General features: G+C 55.4%; 21 protein-coding genes and 2 pseudogenes. 7 read left to right on the plus strand and 16 right to left on the minus strand.

Features of this window, described 5'->3' with window-relative positions; genetic code table 11:
• Positions 1–135: 135 nt before the first annotated feature.
• The 3 genes from HA45_RS11800 to HA45_RS11810 are packed head-to-tail and all read right to left on the minus strand — an operon-like array spanning position 136 to position 3,194.
• Complete coding sequence (locus tag HA45_RS11800; protein ID WP_100704615.1) at positions 136–1,089, minus strand: phosphoglycerate dehydrogenase; 954 nt, start codon at positions 1,087–1,089, stop codon at positions 136–138.
• Between the two features lie 54 nt (positions 1,090–1,143).
• Positions 1,144–2,028: a dihydrodipicolinate synthase family protein gene (locus tag HA45_RS11805; protein WP_100704616.1), complete on the minus strand. Its 885-nt coding sequence runs from the start codon at positions 2,026–2,028 to the stop codon at positions 1,144–1,146.
• 17 nt (positions 2,029–2,045) lie between these two features.
• Positions 2,046–3,194, minus strand: a complete 1,149-nt coding sequence (locus HA45_RS11810) for an iron-containing alcohol dehydrogenase (RefSeq protein WP_100704617.1) — start codon at positions 3,192–3,194, stop codon at positions 2,046–2,048.
• Between the two features lie 188 nt (positions 3,195–3,382).
• Here HA45_RS11810 and dtnK point away from each other — a divergent pair, with 188 nt between their 5' ends.
• The 3 genes from dtnK to HA45_RS11825 are packed head-to-tail and all read left to right on the plus strand — an operon-like array spanning position 3,383 to position 6,395.
• Positions 3,383–4,654, plus strand: a complete 1,272-nt coding sequence (gene dtnK, locus HA45_RS11815) for a D-threonate kinase (protein WP_100704618.1) — start codon at positions 3,383–3,385, stop codon at positions 4,652–4,654.
• The gene (locus tag HA45_RS11820) at positions 4,647–5,627 is read left to right on the plus strand and encodes a D-threonate 4-phosphate dehydrogenase (protein ID WP_100704619.1); all 981 of its coding nucleotides are present in this window, start codon (positions 4,647–4,649) and stop codon (positions 5,625–5,627) included. The genes dtnK and HA45_RS11820 overlap by 8 nt, the downstream gene beginning before the upstream one ends.
• A gap of 6 nt (positions 5,628–5,633) precedes the next feature.
• Positions 5,634–6,395 (plus strand): DeoR/GlpR family DNA-binding transcription regulator, encoded by a 762-nt coding sequence (locus HA45_RS11825; RefSeq protein ID WP_100704620.1) that lies wholly within the window; start codon positions 5,634–5,636, stop codon positions 6,393–6,395.
• A gap of 102 nt (positions 6,396–6,497) precedes the next feature.
• On the opposite strand, the gene speD is transcribed toward HA45_RS11825, so the two are convergent.
• From speD to HA45_RS11840, 3 genes are all read right to left on the minus strand, one after another.
• Entirely contained in the window at positions 6,498–7,307 is an 810-nt protein-coding gene (gene speD / locus HA45_RS11830; RefSeq protein WP_100704621.1) for an adenosylmethionine decarboxylase, read from the minus strand.
• 5 nt (positions 7,308–7,312) lie between these two features.
• Entirely contained in the window at positions 7,313–8,176 is an 864-nt protein-coding gene (speE, locus tag HA45_RS11835; protein WP_100704622.1) for a polyamine aminopropyltransferase, read from the minus strand.
• 108 nt (positions 8,177–8,284) lie between these two features.
• A complete protein-coding gene (locus HA45_RS11840; protein WP_007888732.1) occupies positions 8,285–8,632 on the minus strand; it encodes a YacC family pilotin-like protein in 348 nt (115 codons plus the stop codon).
• Between the two features lie 177 nt (positions 8,633–8,809).
• Between HA45_RS11840 and cueO the strand changes: the two genes are divergently transcribed.
• Positions 8,810–10,432: a multicopper oxidase CueO gene (cueO, locus tag HA45_RS11845; RefSeq protein ID WP_100704623.1), complete on the plus strand. Its 1,623-nt coding sequence runs from the start codon at positions 8,810–8,812 to the stop codon at positions 10,430–10,432.
• A 105-nt stretch (positions 10,433–10,537) separates the two neighbouring features.
• Here the strand turns inward: cueO and HA45_RS11850 are convergent, their stop codons facing one another.
• Positions 10,538–11,830, minus strand: a complete 1,293-nt coding sequence (locus HA45_RS11850; protein ID WP_100704624.1) for a cystathionine gamma-synthase family protein — start codon at positions 11,828–11,830, stop codon at positions 10,538–10,540.
• Between the two features lie 166 nt (positions 11,831–11,996).
• Between HA45_RS11850 and hpt the strand changes: the two genes are divergently transcribed.
• The 3 genes from hpt (at position 11,997) to HA45_RS11865 (ending at position 14,469) form a co-directional block, all read left to right on the plus strand.
• Positions 11,997–12,533, plus strand: a complete 537-nt coding sequence (gene hpt, locus HA45_RS11855; protein WP_039331277.1) for a hypoxanthine phosphoribosyltransferase — start codon at positions 11,997–11,999, stop codon at positions 12,531–12,533.
• A gap of 245 nt (positions 12,534–12,778) precedes the next feature.
• On the plus strand, positions 12,779–13,702 hold the full coding sequence (locus HA45_RS11860; protein WP_100704625.1) for an ABC transporter ATP-binding protein: 924 nt from the start codon (positions 12,779–12,781) through the stop codon (positions 13,700–13,702).
• Positions 13,699–14,469 (plus strand): ABC transporter permease, encoded by a 771-nt coding sequence (locus tag HA45_RS11865; protein WP_100704626.1) that lies wholly within the window; start codon positions 13,699–13,701, stop codon positions 14,467–14,469. The genes HA45_RS11860 and HA45_RS11865 overlap by 4 nt, the downstream gene beginning before the upstream one ends.
• Positions 14,470–14,506: 37 nt before the next feature.
• Here the strand turns inward: HA45_RS11865 and panD are convergent, their stop codons facing one another.
• The 9 genes and pseudogenes from panD to thpR form a co-directional block, all read right to left on the minus strand.
• A complete protein-coding gene (panD, locus tag HA45_RS11870) occupies positions 14,507–14,887 on the minus strand; it encodes an aspartate 1-decarboxylase (RefSeq protein ID WP_100704627.1) in 381 nt (126 codons plus the stop codon).
• A gap of 39 nt (positions 14,888–14,926) precedes the next feature.
• Positions 14,927–15,780: pseudogene (gene panC / locus HA45_RS11875) on the minus strand (pantoate--beta-alanine ligase).
• A 15-nt stretch (positions 15,781–15,795) separates the two neighbouring features.
• Entirely contained in the window at positions 15,796–16,590 is a 795-nt protein-coding gene (gene panB, locus HA45_RS11880; RefSeq protein WP_100704629.1) for a 3-methyl-2-oxobutanoate hydroxymethyltransferase, read from the minus strand.
• An 82-nt stretch (positions 16,591–16,672) separates the two neighbouring features.
• Positions 16,673–17,158, minus strand: a complete 486-nt coding sequence (gene folK / locus HA45_RS11885; protein WP_058960868.1) for a 2-amino-4-hydroxy-6-hydroxymethyldihydropteridine diphosphokinase — start codon at positions 17,156–17,158, stop codon at positions 16,673–16,675.
• A pseudogene (pcnB, locus tag HA45_RS11890) lies at positions 17,155–18,566 on the minus strand (polynucleotide adenylyltransferase PcnB). The gene folK and the pseudogene pcnB overlap by 4 nt, the downstream one beginning before the upstream one ends.
• Positions 18,567–18,603: 37 nt before the next feature.
• On the minus strand, positions 18,604–19,539 hold the full coding sequence (gluQRS, locus tag HA45_RS11895; RefSeq protein WP_100704631.1) for a tRNA glutamyl-Q(34) synthetase GluQRS: 936 nt from the start codon (positions 19,537–19,539) through the stop codon (positions 18,604–18,606).
• A 70-nt stretch (positions 19,540–19,609) separates the two neighbouring features.
• Positions 19,610–20,065, minus strand: a complete 456-nt coding sequence (dksA, locus tag HA45_RS11900; protein WP_084938388.1) for an RNA polymerase-binding protein DksA — start codon at positions 20,063–20,065, stop codon at positions 19,610–19,612.
• Positions 20,066–20,323: 258 nt separating this feature from the next.
• On the minus strand, positions 20,324–21,040 hold the full coding sequence (gene sfsA, locus HA45_RS11905; protein ID WP_100704632.1) for a DNA/RNA nuclease SfsA: 717 nt from the start codon (positions 21,038–21,040) through the stop codon (positions 20,324–20,326).
• Positions 21,041–21,577: an RNA 2',3'-cyclic phosphodiesterase gene (thpR, locus tag HA45_RS11910; RefSeq protein ID WP_100704633.1), complete on the minus strand. Its 537-nt coding sequence runs from the start codon at positions 21,575–21,577 to the stop codon at positions 21,041–21,043.
• Between the last annotated feature and the right edge of the window lie 8 nt (positions 21,578–21,585).

Here is a 21,585-nt window from a genome sequence, read left to right on the forward strand (position 1 = left end):
TGTCCTTCGCGCGGTAACAGCCTTCAAACCCGTTATTCACCCCGTTCGTTTCCTCGGGATGAATGACAGGGCCGCCGGATTACCGCACCAATGACTGGGGATTAAAATTTGGATTAAGTAGGGTGTTGAGAAAAATTAATCCAGCCCGTTCATGACGTTGGTTGGGCGATCGCCCTGTTTGATGCACTGCACAATTTGCGTCACGCAGCGTTCACCAATGGCGCTGATGGCGCCGTCGGTGTAACCCGCAATATGCGACGTCGGGATAAAGTTGCTGAGAGTGAACAGCGGATGTTCCACCAGCGGTTCCTGCTCAAAGACATCGGCAGCCGCGCCAGCGATAACGTTGTCCAGCAGCGCCTGATACAGATCCTGCTCGTTGACGATGCCCCCGCGTGAGGCGTTGATCAGGAACGCACTCTTTTTCATACGCTTGATACGCGCAGCATCGAAAAGATTCTGGGTTTTATCGGTGAGCGGCTTGTGCAACGTGATGAAATCGCTGCTTTCGGTCAGATGATCGAGGCTGACGAATTCGATGCCATGCTCGGCGGCAAATTTTTCATCCGGATAAAAATCGAAAGCAATTACGCGCATGTTGAAACCTTTGGCGCGCAGTGCCACCTGCTTACCGATGTTCCCCAGGCCGATAATCCCCAGCGTTTTGCCATAGACATCGGTGGCAAAGATACGCGGCCAGTTGCCGGCACGAGTTTCAATCGCAGCCTGGGTAATCTGGCGTGCGCTATTCAGAATCAATGCGAACGCGAAATCAGCCACCGCATGTTTGTTGGCATCCGGCACATTGGTGACGTAAATGCCGCGTGCGCGGGTAGCATCCAGATTGATGTTGTCGACGCCCACGCCATGCTTACACACGATCTTCAGCTGAGGCGCTTTTGCCAGCAGTTCTTCATTCACATCGGTAAAGGCAACGATCATCGCCACGGTATCGGCCAGATGCGGTTCCAGCGCGCTGAGCGGTGCATCGGCGGGCAGCGTGATCAATTCAAAATCGTGCTGCTGCAAGGTGTCGATTGGCGCAGCGTCGTATTTAGCGAAAGAGGGTGAGGTACAGATAACTTTCATAGCTTTTCCCAATCCTGGTGTTGGTACGGGCAGCAACCGCTGCCCAATCGGCCGTTACTGCAAATACTGATTCACAATCTGGCGGATCTTCTGCTCTTCTTCGGCAGAGAAGCTCACCGCATAGCGGCTATTGCCCACATCCGAACCCAACAGTGACACCGCTTTCTTCACGGTGGCCGGTGGGAAACCGACGCTGTAGAGATCGGTGCGCAGGCCGGTGATGTTCTCCTGCGCCTGGCGTGAACCTTCAATGTCGCCCGCGTGGAAACGTGCCCAGATGGCGTTGATCTCTTTCGGTGCCACGTTGGCGAGACCCGAAATACAGGCAGTACAACCTTCAACAAAACCGCGATGGATCAGCGAGTCTGGGCCGGTCAGCACGTTGAAGTTTTCGATGCCTTCCGCAGCCTTCAGGAAACCGCTCAGGCTTTCATAGCTGCCCGCGCTGTCTTTGATGCCGATGATGTTGGGATGCGAAGCCAGCGCACGCACGGTTTCAGGTTGCAGGGTGTTGCCAGTACGCGCGGGGATGTTGTAGAGATACAGCGGCACCTCAATCGCATCGGCCACCGCGCGATAGTGGGCAATCAGCTCTTCCTGCTTCAGCGGCACGAAATAGGGGGTGATCACCGAAACCGCATCCACGCCCAATTTGGCGACTTGCTTACCCAGACGGATGGTTTCACGGGTGGAGATTTCACCGATGTGCGCCACAACCGGCGCGGTGCCATTCACTTCATCCACGCAGGTTTCGGTGACGGCTAATTTCTCCTGCTCGTTGAGCACAAAGAACTCACCGTTGGTGCCGCCACAGAAAATGCCGTTACCGGCGCTGAGTTGACGTTGCACCTGCAGGCGCTGAGCGGCGGGATTGAAAGCACCTTCGCTATCGAAGGTGGTGACGATGGCGGTTAATACGCCCTGAATTTTCTTGCTCATGATTCCCTCATTAATCCTTAGTGATTCAAAGCCGGAAACAGCGTCAGGTAGACGTTTCGTACGTCATCGGCGCTCACTTTCATCGGTACATTCTTCATCAGTCGCTGCACGTCGAGTGCGGCTTCAACCAGATACGGCAGATGATCCGGGCCGATACCCAGCTCTTCCAGACTGGCAGGCAGCTTGAGACGTTTCACCAGCGCGGCGAAATACGCCACCAGCGCGTGCGATTTGGCTTCTTCATCCAGTGAAGCATCGGCATCTGGCAGTAAATCGTAAGCCTGCGCGAATTTGCTCACGGCGGCGGGGCGCACAAAGCGCATGCACGGTGCCAGCAGAATGGCGTTGGCCACGCCGTGTGGCAGATGATATTTGCCGCCCAGCGGATAGGACATGGCGTGCACCAGATGAGTGCCAGCATGGGCAATCGATGCGCCACCGTAATAAGAGGCCCAAAGCATATTCAGGCGCGCTTCGAGGTTGCCCGGTTCGGCAATGGTGGTCTCAAGGCTGGTAAACAGCTTTTTCATGCCAATCAGCGCATAGTTGTCGCTCACCGGGTTCGACACGGTGGCGGTGAAACACTCAATCAGATGACACAGTGCGTCGATACCGGTAGAAGAGGCGATGTGTGGCGGCATGCTGGTGGTCAGTTCAGGCACCAATGCGACATAATCCGGCAGCATCACCGGCGTGATAATGCCCACTTTGGTCTCTTTCTCCGGGATCGCCAGAATCGCGTTGGGCGTGGCTTCTGAACCGGTGCCTGCCGTGGTTGGGATCAGCAGTGAAGTGGTGCGAGTGAGCGGCTTTTCACCGGCCAGCAGCGCATCCAGCGTCGGTGCGCCGTCAACGCACAGAATGGACAGCAGTTTCGCGACATCTAACACGCTGCCGCCGCCCACACCAATCACCAGGTCAATGTCCTTAGAAGGCAAGGCCGCAACAATGGCAGCGACATCATGCTGGCTTGGTTCCGGTGGCACGCTGTTCACAATATTCAGGTTGCTGATCTGCTGCTTCAGCTGCGCGATCAGCGACTGGACCGCTGGAATGCCTTCGATATTCTTGTCGGTGACCAGAAGCGCTTTTTCTTTACCTTGCAGCAGATAGCTGAGGTCATTAAGCGCCTGAAAGCCACTGATCACGGTGCTGTTGATATTCATTTCATACCCTTATCGCGTTTTTTCGTACTGAATGATTAACTTTGCTCATTCAATGCGGTTTCTGTCACTACAGTGCCTAAATTTATAGGGCAAATTGATTTCAAATAATTTGATCTTGCTCACATATAATCAATCATGATTGAATATAATCAATCTCAACACGGCGAGCTGCCGGCAGAGGAATGAGAATGACTTCACAGCCATGGAAAACGCCAATCTTAGTGATCGCAGATGATTTTACCGGTGCCAATGACGCCGGTAGCGGATTGGCGCGAGCGGGTGCCAGCGTGCATGTGCTGTTCGATAGCCGCACGCCACACGATGCCGACAACGCCGATGTGTTGGTGATCAGTACTGATAGCCGTGCAGTCAGCGCAACAGAGGCAGCGCATCGTACAACGCTGGCCGTACAGCAGCATCAGGCGATTGCCCAGGATGGTTGGTTGTTTAAGAAGATCGATTCCACCTTGCGTGGCAATCCCGGTGCGGAAATTGAAGCCGCTTTAATTGCCAGCGGAAAAACCTTAGCGCTGGTGGTGCCTGCGGTGCCGAAGCTTGGCCGCACCACGCGTCAAGGTGAAGTGTGGATCAACCTTCAGCGTCTGACCGATACCGAATTCGCCAGCGATCCGAAAACCCCGGTCACCACCAGCCATGTGCTGGCGCGTCTGCACATGCAGAGTGAGATGGCGGGAGAAACCGTTGATTTGGCGACAGTGCGCGGTGGCAATCTGGCGCAGGTGCTGGCCAGCAAACAGGGTTTTGTAGTGGTGGATGCCGAACAGGACGCGGATATCGCTTTAATCATGGCGGCTGCGGCGACCTTAACCACGCGCCCCCTGTTGGCGGGCGCTTCCGGGCTAGGTGACGCGCTGGGCGAACATCTGGCCGCACGGCCTGCGCGCCCGGTGTTAGCGGTGGTGGGCTCAATGAGTGCCATCGCGCAGCAGCAGATTGCACGTCTCGCCTCGCAGCGCGACATCCGCATTATCGATATTGATATTCGCCAACTGTTTGCCCAACCCGCGTGGCCACAGGCCGCCGAGTGGCAACAGGCGATGCAGCAGGCTATTTGCGACGGCGCGCACTGTGTGGTGCGTACCACTCAGCATGCCGATCAGCGACACGACATTGAGCAACTCTGTCAGCAGCATCAGGTTTCGCGTCAGCGATTGGGTGAGCGCATTTGCCAGTTCCTCGCCCAATTGACCAGCACGGTTTGCCGCCATACGTTACCTGCCGGGTTGTATCTCTCGGGCGGTGATGTGGCGATTGCGGTAGCACAGGCGCTTGGCGCCAAGGGTTTCCAGATTCAGGGCCTGGTGGCGGGCTGTGTGCCGCACGGGGTTCTGCTAAATAGCGAATTACACCTGCCGGTGATGACCAAAGCGGGTGGCTTTGGCGACGAAAACACCCTGGTAGAAGCCATCCGTTTCATTGAGGAGAAGTCGAGTGAATAAAATTATTGCGGTGACCATGGGCGATCCGGCGGGCATCAGCCCGGAGATTATCATTAAAGCGCTAGCGGAAGGCGACCTGGCGGGGATCCCGGCGGTGGTGATCGGCTGTGCCAGCACGCTGCGTCGGGTCATGGGCTTGAACATTACGCCGCAGGCCGAACTGCGCGTGCTGGATAACGTAAAAGACGCGCACTTCGCGCCGGGCATTATCAACGTTATCGATGAACCGCTGGCCAATCCTGAAGCCCTGAAGCCTGGCGTGGTACAGAAAGAGGCCGGCGATCTGGCCTGGCGCTGTGTAAAGCGTGCCACCGAACTGGCGCTGGCGGGCGAGGTGCACGCCATTGCGACGGCACCGTTGAACAAGGAAGCGTTGCATACGGCTGGGCATATCTATCCGGGGCACACGGAACTGCTGGCGCAACTCACCAATACCAAAAACTACGCCATGGTGCTCTACACCGATCATCTCAAGGTGATCCATGTCACCACGCATATTGCCCTGCGTAAGTTCCTCGATACCCTGAACGGCGATCGTATTCAGACGGTGATCGGCATGGCGGATACCTTCCTGCGCCGCGTGGGTTATGATAAGCCGCGCATTGCGGTAGCGGGCGTCAATCCGCATGCCGGTGAGAACGGCCTGTTTGGTGATGAAGAGATCACTATCGTGGCGCCGGCGATCAAAGTGATGAAAGAAAAGGGCATTGATGTCTACGGCCCGTGCCCGCCGGATACGGTATTCCTGCAGTGCCAGCAAGGCCAGTACGATATGGTGGTGGCGATGTACCACGATCAGGGGCACATCCCGCTGAAATTGTTAGGTTTTTATGATGGCGTGAATATCACCGCTGGCCTGCCGTTTATCCGCACTTCGGCGGACCACGGTACGGCGTTTGATATCGCCTGGACAGGTAAAGCGAACTCTGCGAGCATGGCGATCTCCATTAAACTCGCGATGCAGCTAGCATAGGGAAATATGAAGGGACAAAGCCGTCTCGACCAGATTATGGACTATTTGAAAAGTCATAATCTGGTCACTGTAGAACAGCTGGTGAGTGCGATCTCAGCTTCGCCAGCGACCATCCGCCGCGATCTGATCAAGCTCGACAAGGAAGGCGTTATTAGCCGCAGTCATGGCGGGGTGACGCTCAATCGCTTTATTCCTGCTCAGCCCACCACGCTGGAAAAGATGCAGCGTAATCTGGCCGAAAAGCAGGCCATCGCGCAGTTTGCTGCCAGCTATGTGCAGTCTGGCGACTCGGTGGTGCTGGATGCGGGCACGACGATGCTGGAACTGGCGCGTCAGCTAACCCATTTGAAGCTGCGGGTGATCACGGCCGACCTGCACATCGCGCTATTCCTGTCGGAGTTTAAGCAAATCGAAACCACCATCATTGGTGGGCGCATTGATGACACCAGCCAGTCCTGCATTGGTGAACACGGTCGTCGCCTGCTGCGCAGCATCAATCCTGATATTGCGTTTGTCAGCTGTAACTCGTGGAGTATCGAGCGCGGGATTACCACGCCGACCGAAGACAAGGCAGGATTGAAGATGGATCTGCTGGCCAATGCGCGCCGCCGCATTCTGTTGGCTGACAGCAGTAAATACGGCTCCTGGTCGCTGTATTGCGCCGCGCCGATTGATAGTTTGACCGATGTGGTCACGGATACGCGTCTGGATGAAGTGGTGTGCCGCGAATTACGTGAGCGTGGCATTGGGCTGCAGCTGACGGCTTAATGGGGTGCTGATACGTAGCGGTGCGATTTATCGCGCTTCTGTTAGCCACTGTGCAGCTTCAGGAACGCGTGATAAATCACGCCGCTACCAAGGGGATGGGTTTTATAACAACTTCAATCCTGTCGCCGGAATATTGCGGCCGTAATAGATCTCACGCATCTCTTTCCACAGCAGATTGGTAATGCGCTTGTGCTCCTGCGGGCTCAGTTCTTCGGGCTTGGTATTGAACAGGTAATACTTCAGGTCAAACTCCTTCAGCAACATCTTGGTGTGAAAGATATTTTCCTGATAAACGTTCACATCCACCATGTCGTACATTGCCTTCATATCCTCGGACATAAAGTTCTGAATCGAATTAATCTCATGGTCGATGAAGTGCTTCACGCCGTTCACATCACGGGTAAAACCGCGCACGCGATAATCAATAGTGACGATGTCAGATTCCAGCTGGTGAATCAGGTAGTTCAGCGCTTTTAGCGGTGAGATCACCCCACAGGTGGAGACTTCGATATCGGCGCGGAAGGTGCACAATCCGCCCTCAGGATGGCTCTCTGGATAAGTGTGCACACAGATATGGCTCTTATCCAGATGCGCCACCACCGAATTCGGCAGCGGGCCAGGATGCTCAGATTTGTCGATATCCTGCGGGTTGATCGGCTCTTCACTCACCAAAATGGTGACGCTGGCACCCTGCGGTTCATAATCCTGACGCGCAATGTTCAGCACGTTGGCACCAATGATTGAACAGGTCTCGGTCAGAATCTCGGTCAGACGGTTGGCGTTGTATTGCTCATCAATGTAGGCGATGTAGCCATCACGTTCGGCTTCGCTGTTAGCGTAGCAAATATCGTAAATACAAAAACTCAGGCTTTTCGTCAGATTATTGAAGCCGTGTAGTTTCAGCTTTTGCAATTTCGTCACTCCTCACACGACAGGGCATTCAGCAGATATTGCGGCAACGCAAAGCTACCAACATGAATCGCGGGATTGTAATAGCGGCAGCGCAGGCCCGCATCGTCAAAGCGAGATTGCAGGGTCGTTGCATCCCACTGGCGTAGCGTCTCGTTGTCGCTTGCCCAGGCAAACGTCATGATGCCGCCGTAATAGGTGGGGATGGCCGCCTGATAAAAACTCACGTCAGAGAAGTAGTGGCCGAGTTTGCGATGGCTATTAACTGCCTCGTCCTGCTGCAGGAAGCAGACGCCGTTCTGCGCCACAAAAATTCCGCCCGGATTAAGGGCATTTTTGCAGCCTGCGTAAAACTCGGAGGTAAACAGACTTTCGCCGGGACCGATCGGGTCGGTGCAATCTGAGATGATGACGTCGAATTTTTCATCGGTCTGACTAACGAAATTCACGCCATCATCAATCACCAGATTCAGTCGTGGATCGTCATAGGCACCGGCGCTGTGATTAGGCAGATACGTCTTGCAGAAGCTCACTACGCCAGCATCGATTTCCACCATAGTGATCTGTTCAAGCGTTTGATGGCGTGAGACTTCGCGCAGCATCGCACCATCGCCGCCACCGATAATCAGCACGCGTTTCGCCTTGCCGTGCGCCAGAATCGGCACGTGGGTCATCATTTCGTGGTAGATGAACTCATCGCGCTCGGTGGTTTGCACCACACCGTCCAGCGCCATAACGCGACCAAAAGCGGCATTCTCAAAGATCACCAGATCCTGATGTGCGGTTTTGTCGCGATAAAGTTGTTTATCTACCGTGAAATACTGTCCAAATCCGGCATGAAGCGTCTCATACCACATTTCATTTTGGGCCATGATGGGGCTCTCCTCGGATGTCATCGCCATGAAATTGGGCAAAAAAGCATAGCGAATTATGACCGTGGTTGCACGGTCAAATCTTCAGCAGCAGAGCGGGATAGCGGGCTATTTGACGTAAGCGAGCAAACTCAGCGAGTCTCGCGCCAGTGACTTACATTTCTTGTCATTGGTAATGGCGATGCCGCTCAAATCTTTATAGCTCTCTTCACCGAGGGACTTCATGTTGTAGTTGCTGTAGTTACTCAAATCCCAACGATTCTGCTGGGCGAAAAACACCAGTGCTTTGCGAATCTGCGCATCCGGCAGATCTTGATAGCCGCAGTCGTTCTTCAGGTATACGAATACCGCCGTGAGGTCAGCCAGATCTTCTGCTTCGGATTCGCTCAGGGCAAAACTGGTGGAGGAGAAGCCAAGGAGTCCCGCCAGCAGCAGGATCTTGATGCTTTTCGTCATAATGATTCTCAACAAGGGACAATTTATTGACGTTAGCACAGTTATTGCAGGGATTCCGCTAAATTTGCCTAAACGGGCGATTCCCGCGCTTTTTATCGGTGCATTCTGTTTCAGCACTTGACCCTCCCGCAGGGTAAAGGTTTACGCTGTGCCCATATTCACGACAAGGATAAGCATATGCAACGTCGTCATTTTCTAAAGTTGACTGCCGCACTCAGCGCAGCAGGCGCGCTGCCGCTGTGGAGCCGCTCGCTTATGGCGGCTACGCGTCCGCTATTACCGATTCCCTCTATTTTGCAGCCTGATGCACGCGGGCAGTACACACTCACTGCAATGAGCGGCACCAGCCAATGGCAGGGGCAAGCAGTGCCCACATGGGGTTACAACGGCGATATTTTGGGACCGGTGCTGCGATTGCAGCGCGAGAAAAGGGTTACCGTGAATATCCATAACCGTCTGGCGGAAGCGACGACATTGCACTGGCACGGTCTGGAAATTCCCGGCGACGTCGATGGCGGGCCGCAGGCGCTGATTGCCCCCGGCGGCTCGCGGCAAGTCAGTTTCACCCCCGATCAGCCCGCCGCGACCTGCTGGTTCCATCCGCATCAACATGGCAAAACCGGTTATCAGGTCGCGCAGGGACTGGCCGGTTTGGTGCTGTTGGAGGATGAAGATTCGGGCAAATTGCGTCTGCCAATGCAGTGGGGCGAAGATGACGTGCCGCTGATATTTCAGGACAAACAGCTGACCAAAGACGGCGCGAAGATCGATTATCAACTCGATGTGATGCGCGCGGCGGTGGGTTGGTTTGGCGACATGATGTTGACCAACGGTGTGCAATATCCGCAGCAGGCGGTGCCACGCGGCTGGTTACGCCTGCGCCTGTTGAACGGCTGCAATGCCCGATCGCTGGATATTGCCACCAGCGATAAGCGCCCAATGTATGTGATCGCCAGCGATGGCGGTTTGCTGGCTGAGCCGGTGAAAGTCGACAGTCTGCCGCTGCTGCCGGGTGAGCGCTTCGAAGTGCTGATCGATACTTCAGACGGCAAAACCTTCGATATGGTCACGCTGCCGGTGACGCAAATGGGCATGACGCTGGCACCGTTTGATCAGCCTCTGCCGCTGGTGCAAATTCTGCCGTTGCGCGTGATGGCGAGCGGCACGATGCCGGACAAGCTGGTGGATTTGCCACCGGTGCCCTCTATTGAAGGCATACAAAGTCGCTGGCTGCAGCTGATGATGGATCCGCAGTTGGATCAACGGGGTATGCAGGCGTTGATGGACCGTTACGGCCACAAAGCCATGGCCGGGATGAAGATGGATCACGGCAGCATGGACGCGCAGGGCGGGGCCATGAAGATGGATCATGGCAGCATGGACATGAGCGGCGGCGCGATGAAGATGGACCATGGCAGTATGCCGATGGATCACGGAAAAACGGCGGCCTACGATTTCCATAACGGCAATAAAATCAACGGTCAGGCGTTTAACATGACCAAGCCGATGTTCAATGCTGAACTCGGCAAGCTGGAAAAATGGACCATTTCGGGTGAAGGCGACGCCATGCTGCATCCGTTCCACATTCACGGCACTCAGTTCCGCATCTTGTCAGAAAATGGTAAACCGCCAGCCGCGCACCGTGCGGGCTGGAAAGACATGGTCAGCGTCAACGGCTGGCGCAGTGAAGTGCTGGTGCGCTTTAATTACGTTGCCAATGCCGACAATGCCTATATGGCGCACTGTCATCTGCTGGAGCATGAAGATACCGGCATGATGTTAGGGTTTACCGTGAGTTAAACACGCACGTCCCGTCGCGGCGCAAGGTATTGCGCCTAACTGTGCTGCTTTAGGTTTACGTGATAAATCACGCCGCTGCGGTTGGTACGTTATCGCAGAGAAAATTTAATTTTTCTCTGCCGCCTCCAGCGCTAACCGAATATCCTCAATTAAATCCTCCGCATGCTCGATACCAATCGACAACCGTACCGTGGCGTCGGTGATGCCAATACGTTGGCGCACCTCTTGCGGCACGCCCGAATGGGTGGTGCTGCCGGGATGGCTGGCGAGTGATTCGGTGCCGCCGAGGCTGACAGCCAGTTTGAACAATCCCAGCGCGTTAAGGAAACGAAACGCTGCTGCCTGGCCGCCGTGAATATCAAACGAGAAGGTTGAACCCGCACCGCTGCATTGCCGCTGATAAGTTTCTCCCGCCGGGCTGTTGGCATCGAGGTAAGGCAACCAGTGCAGCTTCTCCACTTGCTGATGATCGCGCAGAAAAGCCGCCACTTTTTCCGCATTGCTGGCGGCTTTCTCCATTCGCAGCGACAGCGTTTCCAGCGATCGGCCAATCATCCAGCTGGAGTGCGGATCAAGCTGGGTACCGATGGCACTGCGCAGTGAGCGCACCTTACTCACCAGCGCTTTGTTACCGAGTACCGCGCCAGCGATCAAATCCGAGTGACCGCCGACATATTTGGTCAGCGAATACAGAGACAGATCCGCGCCGTGCTGCAAAGGATGCTGAAACAACGGGCCGAGCAGGGTGTTATCGCAGGCGAGAATCGGACGTGAACCCTGCTGCTGAGTGATCACATCCGCGACCTGCTTCATGAGCTGAATATCGACCAAACTGTTAGTCGGGTTGGCCGGTGTTTCAATCAGAATCAGCGCCACCCGCCCGCGCTGCCACGCCAGCTTGGCCGCTTCATACACTTTGTCCTCATCGGTGCCATCGCTGAATCCCACCGCTTTGATCTCCAGATCGTGCAGGGTTTTGCTCAACAGGGTTTCAGTGCCGCCATACAGCGGCTGCGAGTGCAGAATCACCTCGCCGGGGCGCGCGAAGGCCAGCAGCGTGGTGGCAATGGCGGACATGCCTGAGGAGAACAGTGCGGCACTCTCGGCCCCTTCGTAAATCGCCAGCCGGTCCTCCACGATCTCGCTATTGGGATGGTTAAAGCGTGAATACACCAGCCCGCCGCTTTTGCCTTCCGGCGGCTGTTTGCGCCCGGAGACAAAATCGAAGAAATCCCGTCCCTCTTCGGCGCTGTTAAACACAAAGGTCGACGTAAGGAACACCGGCGGTTTCACTGCGCCTTCAGACAGCCGCGGATCGTAACCGTAGTTAAGCATTTGCGTTTCCGGGTGCAGATCGTGGGTGCCAATCTGCGTTTTTTTACTGGATGAAGCGGCCATAGGATCTCCAGAGGTCACCGGTGAGAGAGCGGGTGGGGTTTCTGTAGTTAAGGACAGCGCAATAAATTTTGCCACGGTATCGTTTGCGTTCTGTGCGCGGCGTTAGAGGTTGGTTCGACTATGATAGACTTCGTGGCTTTCTGAAAACCTTAACCAGGCGAATGCAATGAAACACACCGTCGACGTGATGATCTCTGAGCAGGAGATTGCAACCCGTATTGCCGAGCTGGGCAAACAGATTAGCGAACACTACCGCAGCAGCGGCAGCGAAATGGTGTTAGTGGGTCTGCTGCGTGGCTCCTTTATGTTTATGGCCGATCTGTGCCGCGCGATAGATGTGCCGCATGAAGTCGACTTTATGACGGCCTCCAGTTACGGCAGTGGCATGTCATCGACTCGCGATGTGAAGATCCTGAAAGATCTCGACGAAGACATTCGCGGCAAAGACGTGCTGATCGTGGAAGACATCATCGACTCCGGGAATACGCTGAGCAAAGTGCGCGAGATCCTGCGCCTGCGCGAGCCGAAATCACTGGCCATCTGCACCCTGCTGGATAAACCCGAACGTCGCGAAGTGGAAGTGACCGTGGAATACGTCGGCTTCACCATTCCCGACGAGTTCGTGGTCGGCTTTGGTATCGACTATGCGCAGCGCTATCGTCATCTGCCGTATATCGGCAAAGTTATCCCGACCGGTGAATAACCGCACAATCTTCCAAGGCTAATCCCCTTAGCCTGCGATAAGATGCGCAGCCCGCAAGTCAATGGCTTAAGGGTTGCGCTTGCGTTCCCCTGCAGCATGCAGAGTGGTAAAGTGTGGCAGGTTATCGCTCAGCGCTTCATCTTTGATTTTTCACTCGTTATCTCTGAATAACCCCGCATACACGACGTGAGCGCACTATCATTTCATAGGGCTTTGATGTCACTACAACAGGGTATGGATTCGCAATGACTTATGCACTGGAAATTTCCGGGCTCACCAAGACCTATCCCGGCGGCGTTCAGGCGCTGAAGAAGCTTGATCTCAATGTTGAGGCAGGCGATTTTTATGCGCTGCTTGGGCCGAATGGCGCAGGCAAATCGACCACCATCGGCATTATCAGTTCGCTGGTGAATAAATCTGGCGGCAGCGTACGGGTGTTTGGCTATGACCTGTCGAAGGACGTGGTCAATGCGAAACGCCAGCTCGGCCTGGTGCCGCAGGAGTTCAACTTTAACCCGTTTGAAACCGTGATGCAGATTGTGGTGAATCAGGCGGGTTACTACGGTGTTGAACGCGCAGAAGCCAATAAGCGTGCGGAAAAATACCTTAATCAGCTGGATTTATGGGGTAAACGCAACGAGCGTGCGCGTATGCTCTCAGGCGGGATGAAACGCCGTCTGATGATCGCCCGTGCGCTGATGCATGAGCCTAAACTGCTGATCCTTGATGAACCTACCGCTGGCGTCGATATTGAACTGCGCCGCTCGATGTGGACCTTCCTGAAAGATCTCAATATCAAAGGCACCACCATCATTCTGACCACTCACTATCTGGAAGAAGCGGAAATGCTGTGCCGCAATATCGGCATTATTCAGAGCGGTGAGCTGGTGGAAAACACCTCGATGAAAGGCCTGCTGTCTAAGCTGCAATCTGAAACCTTTATTCTCGATCTGGCGCCGCGCAGCCCGCTGCCGCAGCTGGAAGGTTTCCAGTATCGACTGGTGGATACGTCCACGCTGGAAGTGGAAGTGATGCGTGAGCAGGGTCTGAACAGTGTCTTCAGTCAGTTGAGTTCACAGGGTGTGCAGGTATTGAGTATGCGTAATAAAGCGAACCGCCTTGAAGAGCTGTTCGTCAGCCTGACCCAGGGAAAAGGAGTGAAAGCATGACACATTTATACTGGGTGGCGCTCAAGAGCATCTGGGCTAAAGAGATCAACCGCTTCGCGCGCATCTGGATTCAGACGCTGGTGCCGCCGGTGATCACCATGACGCTCTACTTCATCATCTTCGGCAACCTGATTGGTTCACGCATCGGCGATATGCACGGCTTTAGCTACATGCAGTTCATCGTGCCGGGCCTGATCATGATGGCGGTGATCACCAATGCCTATGCCAACGTGGCATCGTCGTTCTTTAGCGCTAAATTCCAGCGCAACATCGAAGAGCTGCTGGTGGCACCTGTACCGACGCACATCATCATCGCCGGTTATGTCGGCGGCGGCGTGGCGCGCGGTGTATGCGTCGGCATTCTGGTTACCGCGATATCGCTGTTCTTCGTGCCGTTCCATGTACATTCATGGTCAATGGTGGCAATCACGCTACTGCTCACCGCGATTCTGTTCTCGCTGGCTGGCCTGCTGAATGCGGTATTCGCCCGCACCTTTGATGACATCAGCTTGATTCCGACCTTCGTGCTGACGCCGTTAACCTATTTGGGCGGCGTGTTCTACTCGCTGACGCTGTTGCCGCCATTTTGGCAGGCGGTGTCGAAGCTGAACCCGGTGGTGTATATGATCAGCGGCTTCCGCTACGGTTTCCTTGGCATCAATGATGTGCCGCTGGTGTTCACGCTGTCAGTGCTGATTGGCTTTATCGTGGGCTTTTACGTGCTGGTGTATATGCTGATTCAGCGTGGGCGCGGTCTGCGTACTTAAGTTTTACGAGGGCGGCCTGATGGCCGCCCTCGTTGTATCAAGCCACCTGAACCGGCAACGCTTTGGCGATGCGTTTCATGTGGTTATCCCCTTCGAAATAGGCGACTTTCGGTTGCCAGCTGCGCGCCACTTCATCTTCCACCTGCACGTAAGAACAGATGATCATGATATCGCCTTCGCAGGCACAACGGGCAGCAGCACCGTTGACGGAAATGATCTTCGATCCACGTTCCGCAGCAATCGCGTAGGTTGAGAAGCGCTGGCCGTTGGTGACGTTATAGATGTCGATGGCTTCGTATTGCAGAATGCCGGAAGCATCGAGAAAATCCTGATCGATGGCGCAGGAGCCTTCGTAGTGCAAATCTGCCTGAGTGACTTTTACGCGGTGCAGTTTGCCCTGTAACACGGTGCGAATCATAACGGGTAACCTTGTTAAGCTGCGATTAAACGACGGAGATTACTCCGTCAGATCCACTTGCTGATTATCGATCAGGCGCGCATTGCCCAGCCATGCGGCCATCAAAATCACTGCGCGCTGGCTATCGACCGTCAGCGGTTGCAGGTTTTCGGCATCGCAAATCGCCAGGCCATCGGGACGGAACCCTTGCTCGCGCAACGCGACTTCTGCGCTTTCAATAATCTCTTCCACGTGCCGTTCGCCGTTGCTCAGACGTTCGGCCATGCGGTTCATCACCTGGCTTAAACCCGCGGCGATGCTGCGTTCTTCGCGGGTGAGATAGCCATTGCGTGAACTCAGCGCCAGGCCATCTTTGGCGCGAACGGTCGGTACACCCACAATCTCAATGTCGAAGCCCATGTCGATCACCATCTTGCGAATGATCGCCAACTGCTGAAAATCCTTCTCGCCAAAGCAGGCGATATCAGGCTGCACCAGATTAAACAGTTTGCTCACGATGGTGGAAACACCGCGGAAATGGCCTGGGCGGCTGGCGCCTTCCAGCAGCGAAGATAAGCCCGGCACCTCGACGAAGGTTTGGCTGTCGAGCCTTTGGGGTAGACCTCTGCGGGCGCGGGCGCAAACACCACATCCACGCTGTGGCGATTAAGCTTCTCGCAGTCATCTTGCAGGGTGCGGGGATAGCGCGCCAGGTCATCGGCGCGTTCAAACTGCATCGGGTTGACGAAAATCGATACCACCACGATATCAGCTCGCTCGCGTGCTTCGTCCACCAGCGTTAAGTGGCCGTCATGCAGATTGCCCATGGTCGGCACCAACGCGATACGTTTACCTTCCTGCCGCCAGCGACGAATTTCACGGCGCAGCATCGGCAGCGATTCAATAATCAGCACTGCAAATCTCCTGATTTACTGGAAACTGTGTTCGGCGGCTGGATAGATGCCCGCCTCAACGTCGGCAATATACTGGCGAATTGCCGCACGGATGTCGCCGGTTTCCGCGAGGAAATTTTTGGCAAATTTGGGAATATGACCGCCGGTAATGCCAAAGGCGTCGTGCATCACCAGAATCTGCCCATCCGTGACGTTTCCGGCACCAATGCCGATGACGGGAATGCTCAACGCCTGGGTGATGCGCTCTGCCAGCGCAACCGGCACGCACTCCAGCACCATCAGCTGCGCACCGGCAGCCTCCAGCGCCAGCGCATCAGCCAGCAGGCGTTCGGCGCCCGCTTCATCACGGCCCTGGACTTTATAACCGCCGAAAATATTCACTGACTGCGGCGTCAGACCAAGATGGCCACACACCGGCACGGCGCGTTCGGTCAGCATACGCACGGTATCTGCCAGCCATGCGCCACCTTCGAGCTTCACCATGTTGGCTCCGGCACGCATTAGCTGTGCGGCGTTATCGAAGGTTTGCTGCGGTGTGGCATAACTCATAAACGGCAGGTCGGCCATCACCAGCGCATTGGGCGCACCCCGGCGCACAGCCGCGGTGTGATAGACGATATCGGCAACGGTAACGGGTAAGGTAGATTCATGGCCCTGCACGGTCATGCCGAGCGAATCGCCAATCAGCATCACCTGAATGCCTTCGTTCGCGAACAGGCGGGCAAAGCTGAAATCATAAGCCGTCAGGGTGGCAAATTTACGGCCACTGGCTTTTAACTGGCGTAGATGGGAGAGGGTTGTAGGTTTCATCGCACACTCCAGAGTTTTCTGATGCGCGCAGTGTACTGGATTGATTGAAAAGGCGATACGACCGTAGTGCGATTATTGCAGCCTACTCAGACCACAGACGAATGGTGCTGCGATCGAGCGTGGCGAGGATGCCGGTCAGCGGCTGACCATTAGGCAAACGCAGGCCTGGTGCGATTTCCAGTAGCGGCACCAGCATAAACGCACGGTTGTGCATATCGTAATGCGGCACGGTAAGACGCGGAGTGTGAATCGTCTGCTGGCCAAACAGCATGATGTCGATATCCAGCGTACGTGGCCCCCAGCGCTCCGCTTTGCGCACACGACCGTGCTCCAGCTCAATGCGTTGGGTATGATCGAGCAGCGCTTCGGCTTCCAGCGTGGTATCCAGCGCAACCACCGCATTCAGGTAATCGGGCTGGTCCGGCGGTCCGTATGGCGGCGTGCGATAGAGCGAGGAGGTGGCCACGCGCGACGTATGCGGTATCGCATCAATCGCGGCCAACGCTGCATCAACCTGATGCAGCGGATCGGCCAGATTACTGCCCAGCGCGAGATAAACGCGGATCATGACGTGCTATTGGTATCTTGACGCGGTCCGGTTGGACGACGACGTGGACGGCGCGGTTTACGGCGCGGGCCTGGATCATCGCCCAGCGTGTTCATCATGGTTTTCTGCTGTACCGGCGCGGCCGCCTGGAACTCGCCCCACCAGTGGGTCAGGCTTTGCAGTTCACGGTTGTTCTCCACATCGGCACGCAGCGCCAGCAGATCATAAGCCGCACGGAATTTCGGATGCTCCATCAGCTTCCAGGCGCGTTTGCCATGACGACGCGACATGCGCAACTGCAGCTGCCAGATATCGCGAATCAGGGTGGTGATACGTTTTGGAATGGCCAGCGCACGGCAGGCTTCATCCAGCGTTTCGTTCATCGACAGGGCAAACGCATCGTAGTAAGTCAGCCCACTTTCCTGCGCAATACGTTCAGCCGATTCCAGCTGCGGATACCAGAACATAGCGGCAAACAGGAAGGCCGGATTAACGCGCATATCGTTCAGAATACGGCTATCGGTGTTTTCAGCACCTGCGCCAGCATCCGTTCCATCAGGCTGTCGCTTTCAGCCGTGAAGCCGCGCGTCAGGATAGGGAACAGTGGCTGGAACAGCTGATACTCGCGCATCATCTGATAAGTGCGGAAACCGTAACCGGCTTGCAACAGCTTGAGGGATTCCTCGAACAGACGCGCAGGCGGAATGTCATTCAGCAGCGTGGCCAGGCGCGGAATCGGCTCAGCGGTTTCCGCTGCGATACGCATCTCCAGCTTGGCGGCAAAACGCACCACGCGCAGCATACGCACCGGATCTTCGCGGTAACGCGTTTCCGGATCGCCAATCAGGCGGATCACGCCGTCATCCAGATCCTGCAAACCACCGACGTAATCACGCACGGAGAAGTCCGACACGCTGTAATACAGGCTGTTGATGGTGAGGTCGCGACGTTGCGCATCATCTTCGATGCTGCCAAAAATGTTATCACGCAGCAGCATGCCGTTCTGGCCGCGCTGAGAATTGTTGCGATCGTCTTCAGCTTCTTCCTGATGGTGACCACGGAAGGTCGCGACTTCGATCACTTCAGGACCGAACATCACGTGCGCCAAACGGAAACGACGTCCCACCAGACGGCAGTTGCGGAATAATTTGCGCATCTGCTCAGGCGTGGCGTTGGTGGTGATATCAAAGTCTTTCGGCTTCTTACCCAGCAGCAAATCGCGTACGCCGCCGCCAACCAGGTAAGCTTCGAAACCGGCTTTATTCAGGCGATACAGCACTTTAAGGGCGTTTTCGCTGATATCTTTGCGTGAGATGTTATGGCTTTCACGGGGAATGACGGTCATCAGACTTTCAGTTTCCACCTCTTCAGGCGCCTCCTCGTCACGCTTGAGGACTCTCCGGCAAAAATTAGCGACTCGGGTAAAAATGGGACACCTCGACAGTGACAAAATTGGTGTTAATAAATCAGCGGCTAATCATAGCCTGTTGCGAACCATTTAGGAATGGCGATGTCGCCTCATCCGCTATTCGCGCGTTCTGTTGTGGGATCAGTTGGATACTCCACTCGGTAACCGCGTGCTGTAGCAACTGCTCCACCGTGGCATCCTGCCAGCAATCCATAATCGGTTGCCCGAGCACGCGCAGCGCATGAATCAGCCATGGTCGCACATCGCCCGTCGGTAAGGCGGGCGCGTGATTCTGTTTGGACAGCTTGTTGCCGTCATGATTGACCGCCAGCGGCAAATGCAGATATGCCGGCACTGGCCAATCAAACTGTTGGTAAAGTGCGATTTGGCGTACCGTGGGCTCAATCAAATCCGCGCCACGTACGATTTCCGTCACACCCTGAAAATGGTCGTCCACTACCACCGCCAGGTTATAGGCGAACAGCCCATCCCGGCGATGAATAATAAAATCTTCCTCAGCCAGCGAGGCCTCCGCCGCTAAATAACCGCGCAGGCGATCGTCAAAGCCATACACCGGCGCATGCTGACGCAGACGAAGCGCCGCGTTCTCCGCGGGCAGATGTAAAGCACGGCAGTGGCCATCATAAAAGCCGCCAAGTTGCTGAATACGGCTGCGCGTGCAGGTGCAGAAATAGCTCTGACGCTGCTGCTGCAACCAACTCAAAGCGTCACGGTAAGCTTCATGACGCTGCGACTGCCACACCACTTCGCCATCCCAATGCAGGCCGTAATGCGCCAGTTGCTTGAGGATGCGCGTGGCCGCGCCAGCGACTTCCCGCGGGGGATCGATATCTTCTATGCGCACCAGCCAACGGCCATGCTGCGCACGCACGCTAAGATAGCTGCCTAATGCGGCTATCAGCGAACCAAAATGCAGATCACCAGAAGGAGAGGGAGCAAAGCGTCCCACGCAGGAAGAAATGGAAGAGTTCATTTTGAAGTGCACCGCACGTCGGGAAAACAGTGGTTTTCCCGGCAGTGCGGTGACAGTCTGCTCACGGCCATTAGCCTGCCATCTGCTTCTCGCGGATTTCAGCCAGCGTTTTGCAGTCAATGCAGAGATCGGCAGTCGGACGCGCTTCAAGGCGGCGAATACCAATTTCTACACCACAGGAGTCACAGTAGCCAAAATCGTCGTCATCCACTTTCTTCAGCGTCTTCTCGATCTTTTTGATCAATTTACGCTCACGATCGCGGTTACGTAATTCCAGACTGAACTCTTCTTCCTGCGCGGCACGGTCTACCGGATCCGGGAAGTTAGCTGCTTCGTCTTGCATGTGCGACACAGTGCGGTCGACTTCATCACGAAGTTGGTTGCGCCAGGCTTCCAGAATCTTGCGGAAATGGACCAGTTGGGCGTCGTTCATATACTCTTCGCCCGGTTTCACCTGATACGGCTCCACACCAGCGATGGCGAGGATACTCAGGGACGATGTTTTACGGTTTTGCCCTTCTTGCATGTTGTTTCTCCTGGATAACACGCCCTTCCCGTCATACTTCAGGTTGCCTGTGCGCTGGTTAAATTATCCACCAACTGCCCGCAACGTGAATTATTAAGGGGTATATCGATTCCCATCAGGGAAAAAACAGGCCGCTATAAATAGCAGAAGCCATCAAGGTTGGCAATTATTCATATTCGCACCTTGACAAGCCTGTGAGGAACAGCGTATTTAGCGCACCGCCTTGAACATTCCTATCACAGCAAATTGCTATAAATATTACAACTCTGCGTTAATCGTCACGGCGATTGACTGAGTGAGTAACATTTGAGCAGGAGAGATCTGAGCTTGGTACGCCAACACTTCAACTCCACAGCGCTGTGCCTGTCCCAGTAGTTCTGCGTAGTGCGCATCGATATGGCGCGCCGGGGAGACGTCCTCAATCCCCGTGTGCAGAACGGCAAACAACAAAACGGCTCGATGACCCTCTGCCGCGATAGCACTCAGTTCGCGCAGATGCTTCTGTCCACGAGTCGTCACCGCATCCGGAAAATAGCCTTTGCCCTGCTGTAAAAGGGTGACGGACTTGACTTCAATATAGCAGTTTGATCTGCCCTCCGCTTGCAGCAGGAAGTCAATTCGGCTTTTTTCCGTGCCGTATTTCACTTCGGGCTGGATGTGGCTGTAAGCGGATAATTCTGGAATCGCGTCAAGGGTTAACGCTTCCCGCACTAATTGATTCGCGCGCAGGGTGTTAACGCAGATCCAATGGCCTTGCTGCGTTTCGGTCAGCTCCCAGCTGTGTGGGTATTTGCGCGTGATGCTGCTGGAGGTGGAGTACCACACGGTATCGCCTGGCGTGGCGCAACCGGTCATCGCACCGGTATTGGCGCAGTGGATCGTCAGGGTTTCGCCTTCTGATGTCACCACATCAGCGAGGAAGCGTTTGTAACGCGCAATCAGACGGGCGGGTTTCAGTGGCGGGTCAAACTGCATCTAAGCTCCTGAGGAAGAAAGTGGCCAGTGAGCCAGCCGCCGATAGCGGGTACGGCCCTGGCTAAAGGTCGATGAGAACAGGGCAAAGTCACTGACATCGTAGCGCCAGTGAAAGCCGCGCGGCGGTAAGGCGACCTGCTGCGTGGCATGGCGCAAAAGCGTGATATGCGGGTGGAAAGGCTGTGGACTTTGTGCGCACCCATGACGTGCAGCCTGAGCGCGCAGTAAACTTGCCAGCTGTAATAAACCCCGTGGTGCCCGCTGACAGCCAAGCCACACCACGCCGGGGCGCGGCCAGTGTCCGGCATCATCCAGATCAAGAGCAAAACCGGGCTGTGTAATGCGTGAGGCGAGCTGCTGTAACTGTTGCGAGGTCTCAGCACTGACGTCACCGAGAAACGCCAACGTCAGATGCAGATTGGCTGCTGCCACCTGTTTCCCCGCCTCTTCAGCGAAGGTATCCGCACGCCACTGTACCAGCTGTTGCTGGAGCGGAGTGGGGAGTTCGAGGGCAAAAAACAGACGTTGCGTGGACATGGTGGCGT

Source organism: Pantoea rodasii, assembly GCF_002095465.1.
Lineage (GTDB): Bacteria > Pseudomonadota > Gammaproteobacteria > Enterobacterales > Enterobacteriaceae > Pantoea > Pantoea rodasii.

What these genes read in the sequence shown, in the direction of transcription:
- HA45_RS11800 (WP_100704615.1), bottom strand. Translation starts at nt 1,089, where the DNA reads ATGAAAGTTATCTGTACCTCACCCTCTTTCGCTAAATACGACGCTGCG.
- HA45_RS11805 (WP_100704616.1), bottom strand. Translation starts at nt 2,028, where the DNA reads ATGAGCAAGAAAATTCAGGGCGTATTAACCGCCATCGTCACCACCTTC.
- HA45_RS11810 (WP_100704617.1), bottom strand. Translation starts at nt 3,194, where the DNA reads ATGAATATCAACAGCACCGTGATCAGTGGCTTTCAGGCGCTTAATGAC.
- dtnK (WP_100704618.1), top strand. Translation starts at nt 3,383, where the DNA reads ATGACTTCACAGCCATGGAAAACGCCAATCTTAGTGATCGCAGATGAT.
- HA45_RS11825 (WP_100704620.1), top strand. Translation starts at nt 5,634, where the DNA reads ATGAAGGGACAAAGCCGTCTCGACCAGATTATGGACTATTTGAAAAGT.
- speE (WP_100704622.1), bottom strand. Translation starts at nt 8,176, where the DNA reads ATGGCCCAAAATGAAATGTGGTATGAGACGCTTCATGCCGGATTTGGA.
- HA45_RS11840 (WP_007888732.1), bottom strand. Translation starts at nt 8,632, where the DNA reads ATGACGAAAAGCATCAAGATCCTGCTGCTGGCGGGACTCCTTGGCTTC.
- cueO (WP_100704623.1), top strand. Translation starts at nt 8,810, where the DNA reads ATGCAACGTCGTCATTTTCTAAAGTTGACTGCCGCACTCAGCGCAGCA.
- HA45_RS11850 (WP_100704624.1), bottom strand. Translation starts at nt 11,830, where the DNA reads ATGGCCGCTTCATCCAGTAAAAAAACGCAGATTGGCACCCACGATCTG.
- hpt (WP_039331277.1), top strand. Translation starts at nt 11,997, where the DNA reads ATGAAACACACCGTCGACGTGATGATCTCTGAGCAGGAGATTGCAACC.
- HA45_RS11860 (WP_100704625.1), top strand. Translation starts at nt 12,779, where the DNA reads ATGACTTATGCACTGGAAATTTCCGGGCTCACCAAGACCTATCCCGGC.
- HA45_RS11865 (WP_100704626.1), top strand. Translation starts at nt 13,699, where the DNA reads ATGACACATTTATACTGGGTGGCGCTCAAGAGCATCTGGGCTAAAGAG.
- panD (WP_100704627.1), bottom strand. Translation starts at nt 14,887, where the DNA reads ATGATTCGCACCGTGTTACAGGGCAAACTGCACCGCGTAAAAGTCACT.
- panB (WP_100704629.1), bottom strand. Translation starts at nt 16,590, where the DNA reads ATGAAACCTACAACCCTCTCCCATCTACGCCAGTTAAAAGCCAGTGGC.
- folK (WP_058960868.1), bottom strand. Translation starts at nt 17,158, where the DNA reads ATGATCCGCGTTTATCTCGCGCTGGGCAGTAATCTGGCCGATCCGCTG.
- gluQRS (WP_100704631.1), bottom strand. Translation starts at nt 19,539, where the DNA reads ATGAACTCTTCCATTTCTTCCTGCGTGGGACGCTTTGCTCCCTCTCCT.
- dksA (WP_084938388.1), bottom strand. Translation starts at nt 20,065, where the DNA reads ATGCAAGAAGGGCAAAACCGTAAAACATCGTCCCTGAGTATCCTCGCC.
- sfsA (WP_100704632.1), bottom strand. Translation starts at nt 21,040, where the DNA reads ATGCAGTTTGACCCGCCACTGAAACCCGCCCGTCTGATTGCGCGTTAC.
- thpR (WP_100704633.1), bottom strand. Translation starts at nt 21,577, where the DNA reads ATGTCCACGCAACGTCTGTTTTTTGCCCTCGAACTCCCCACTCCGCTC.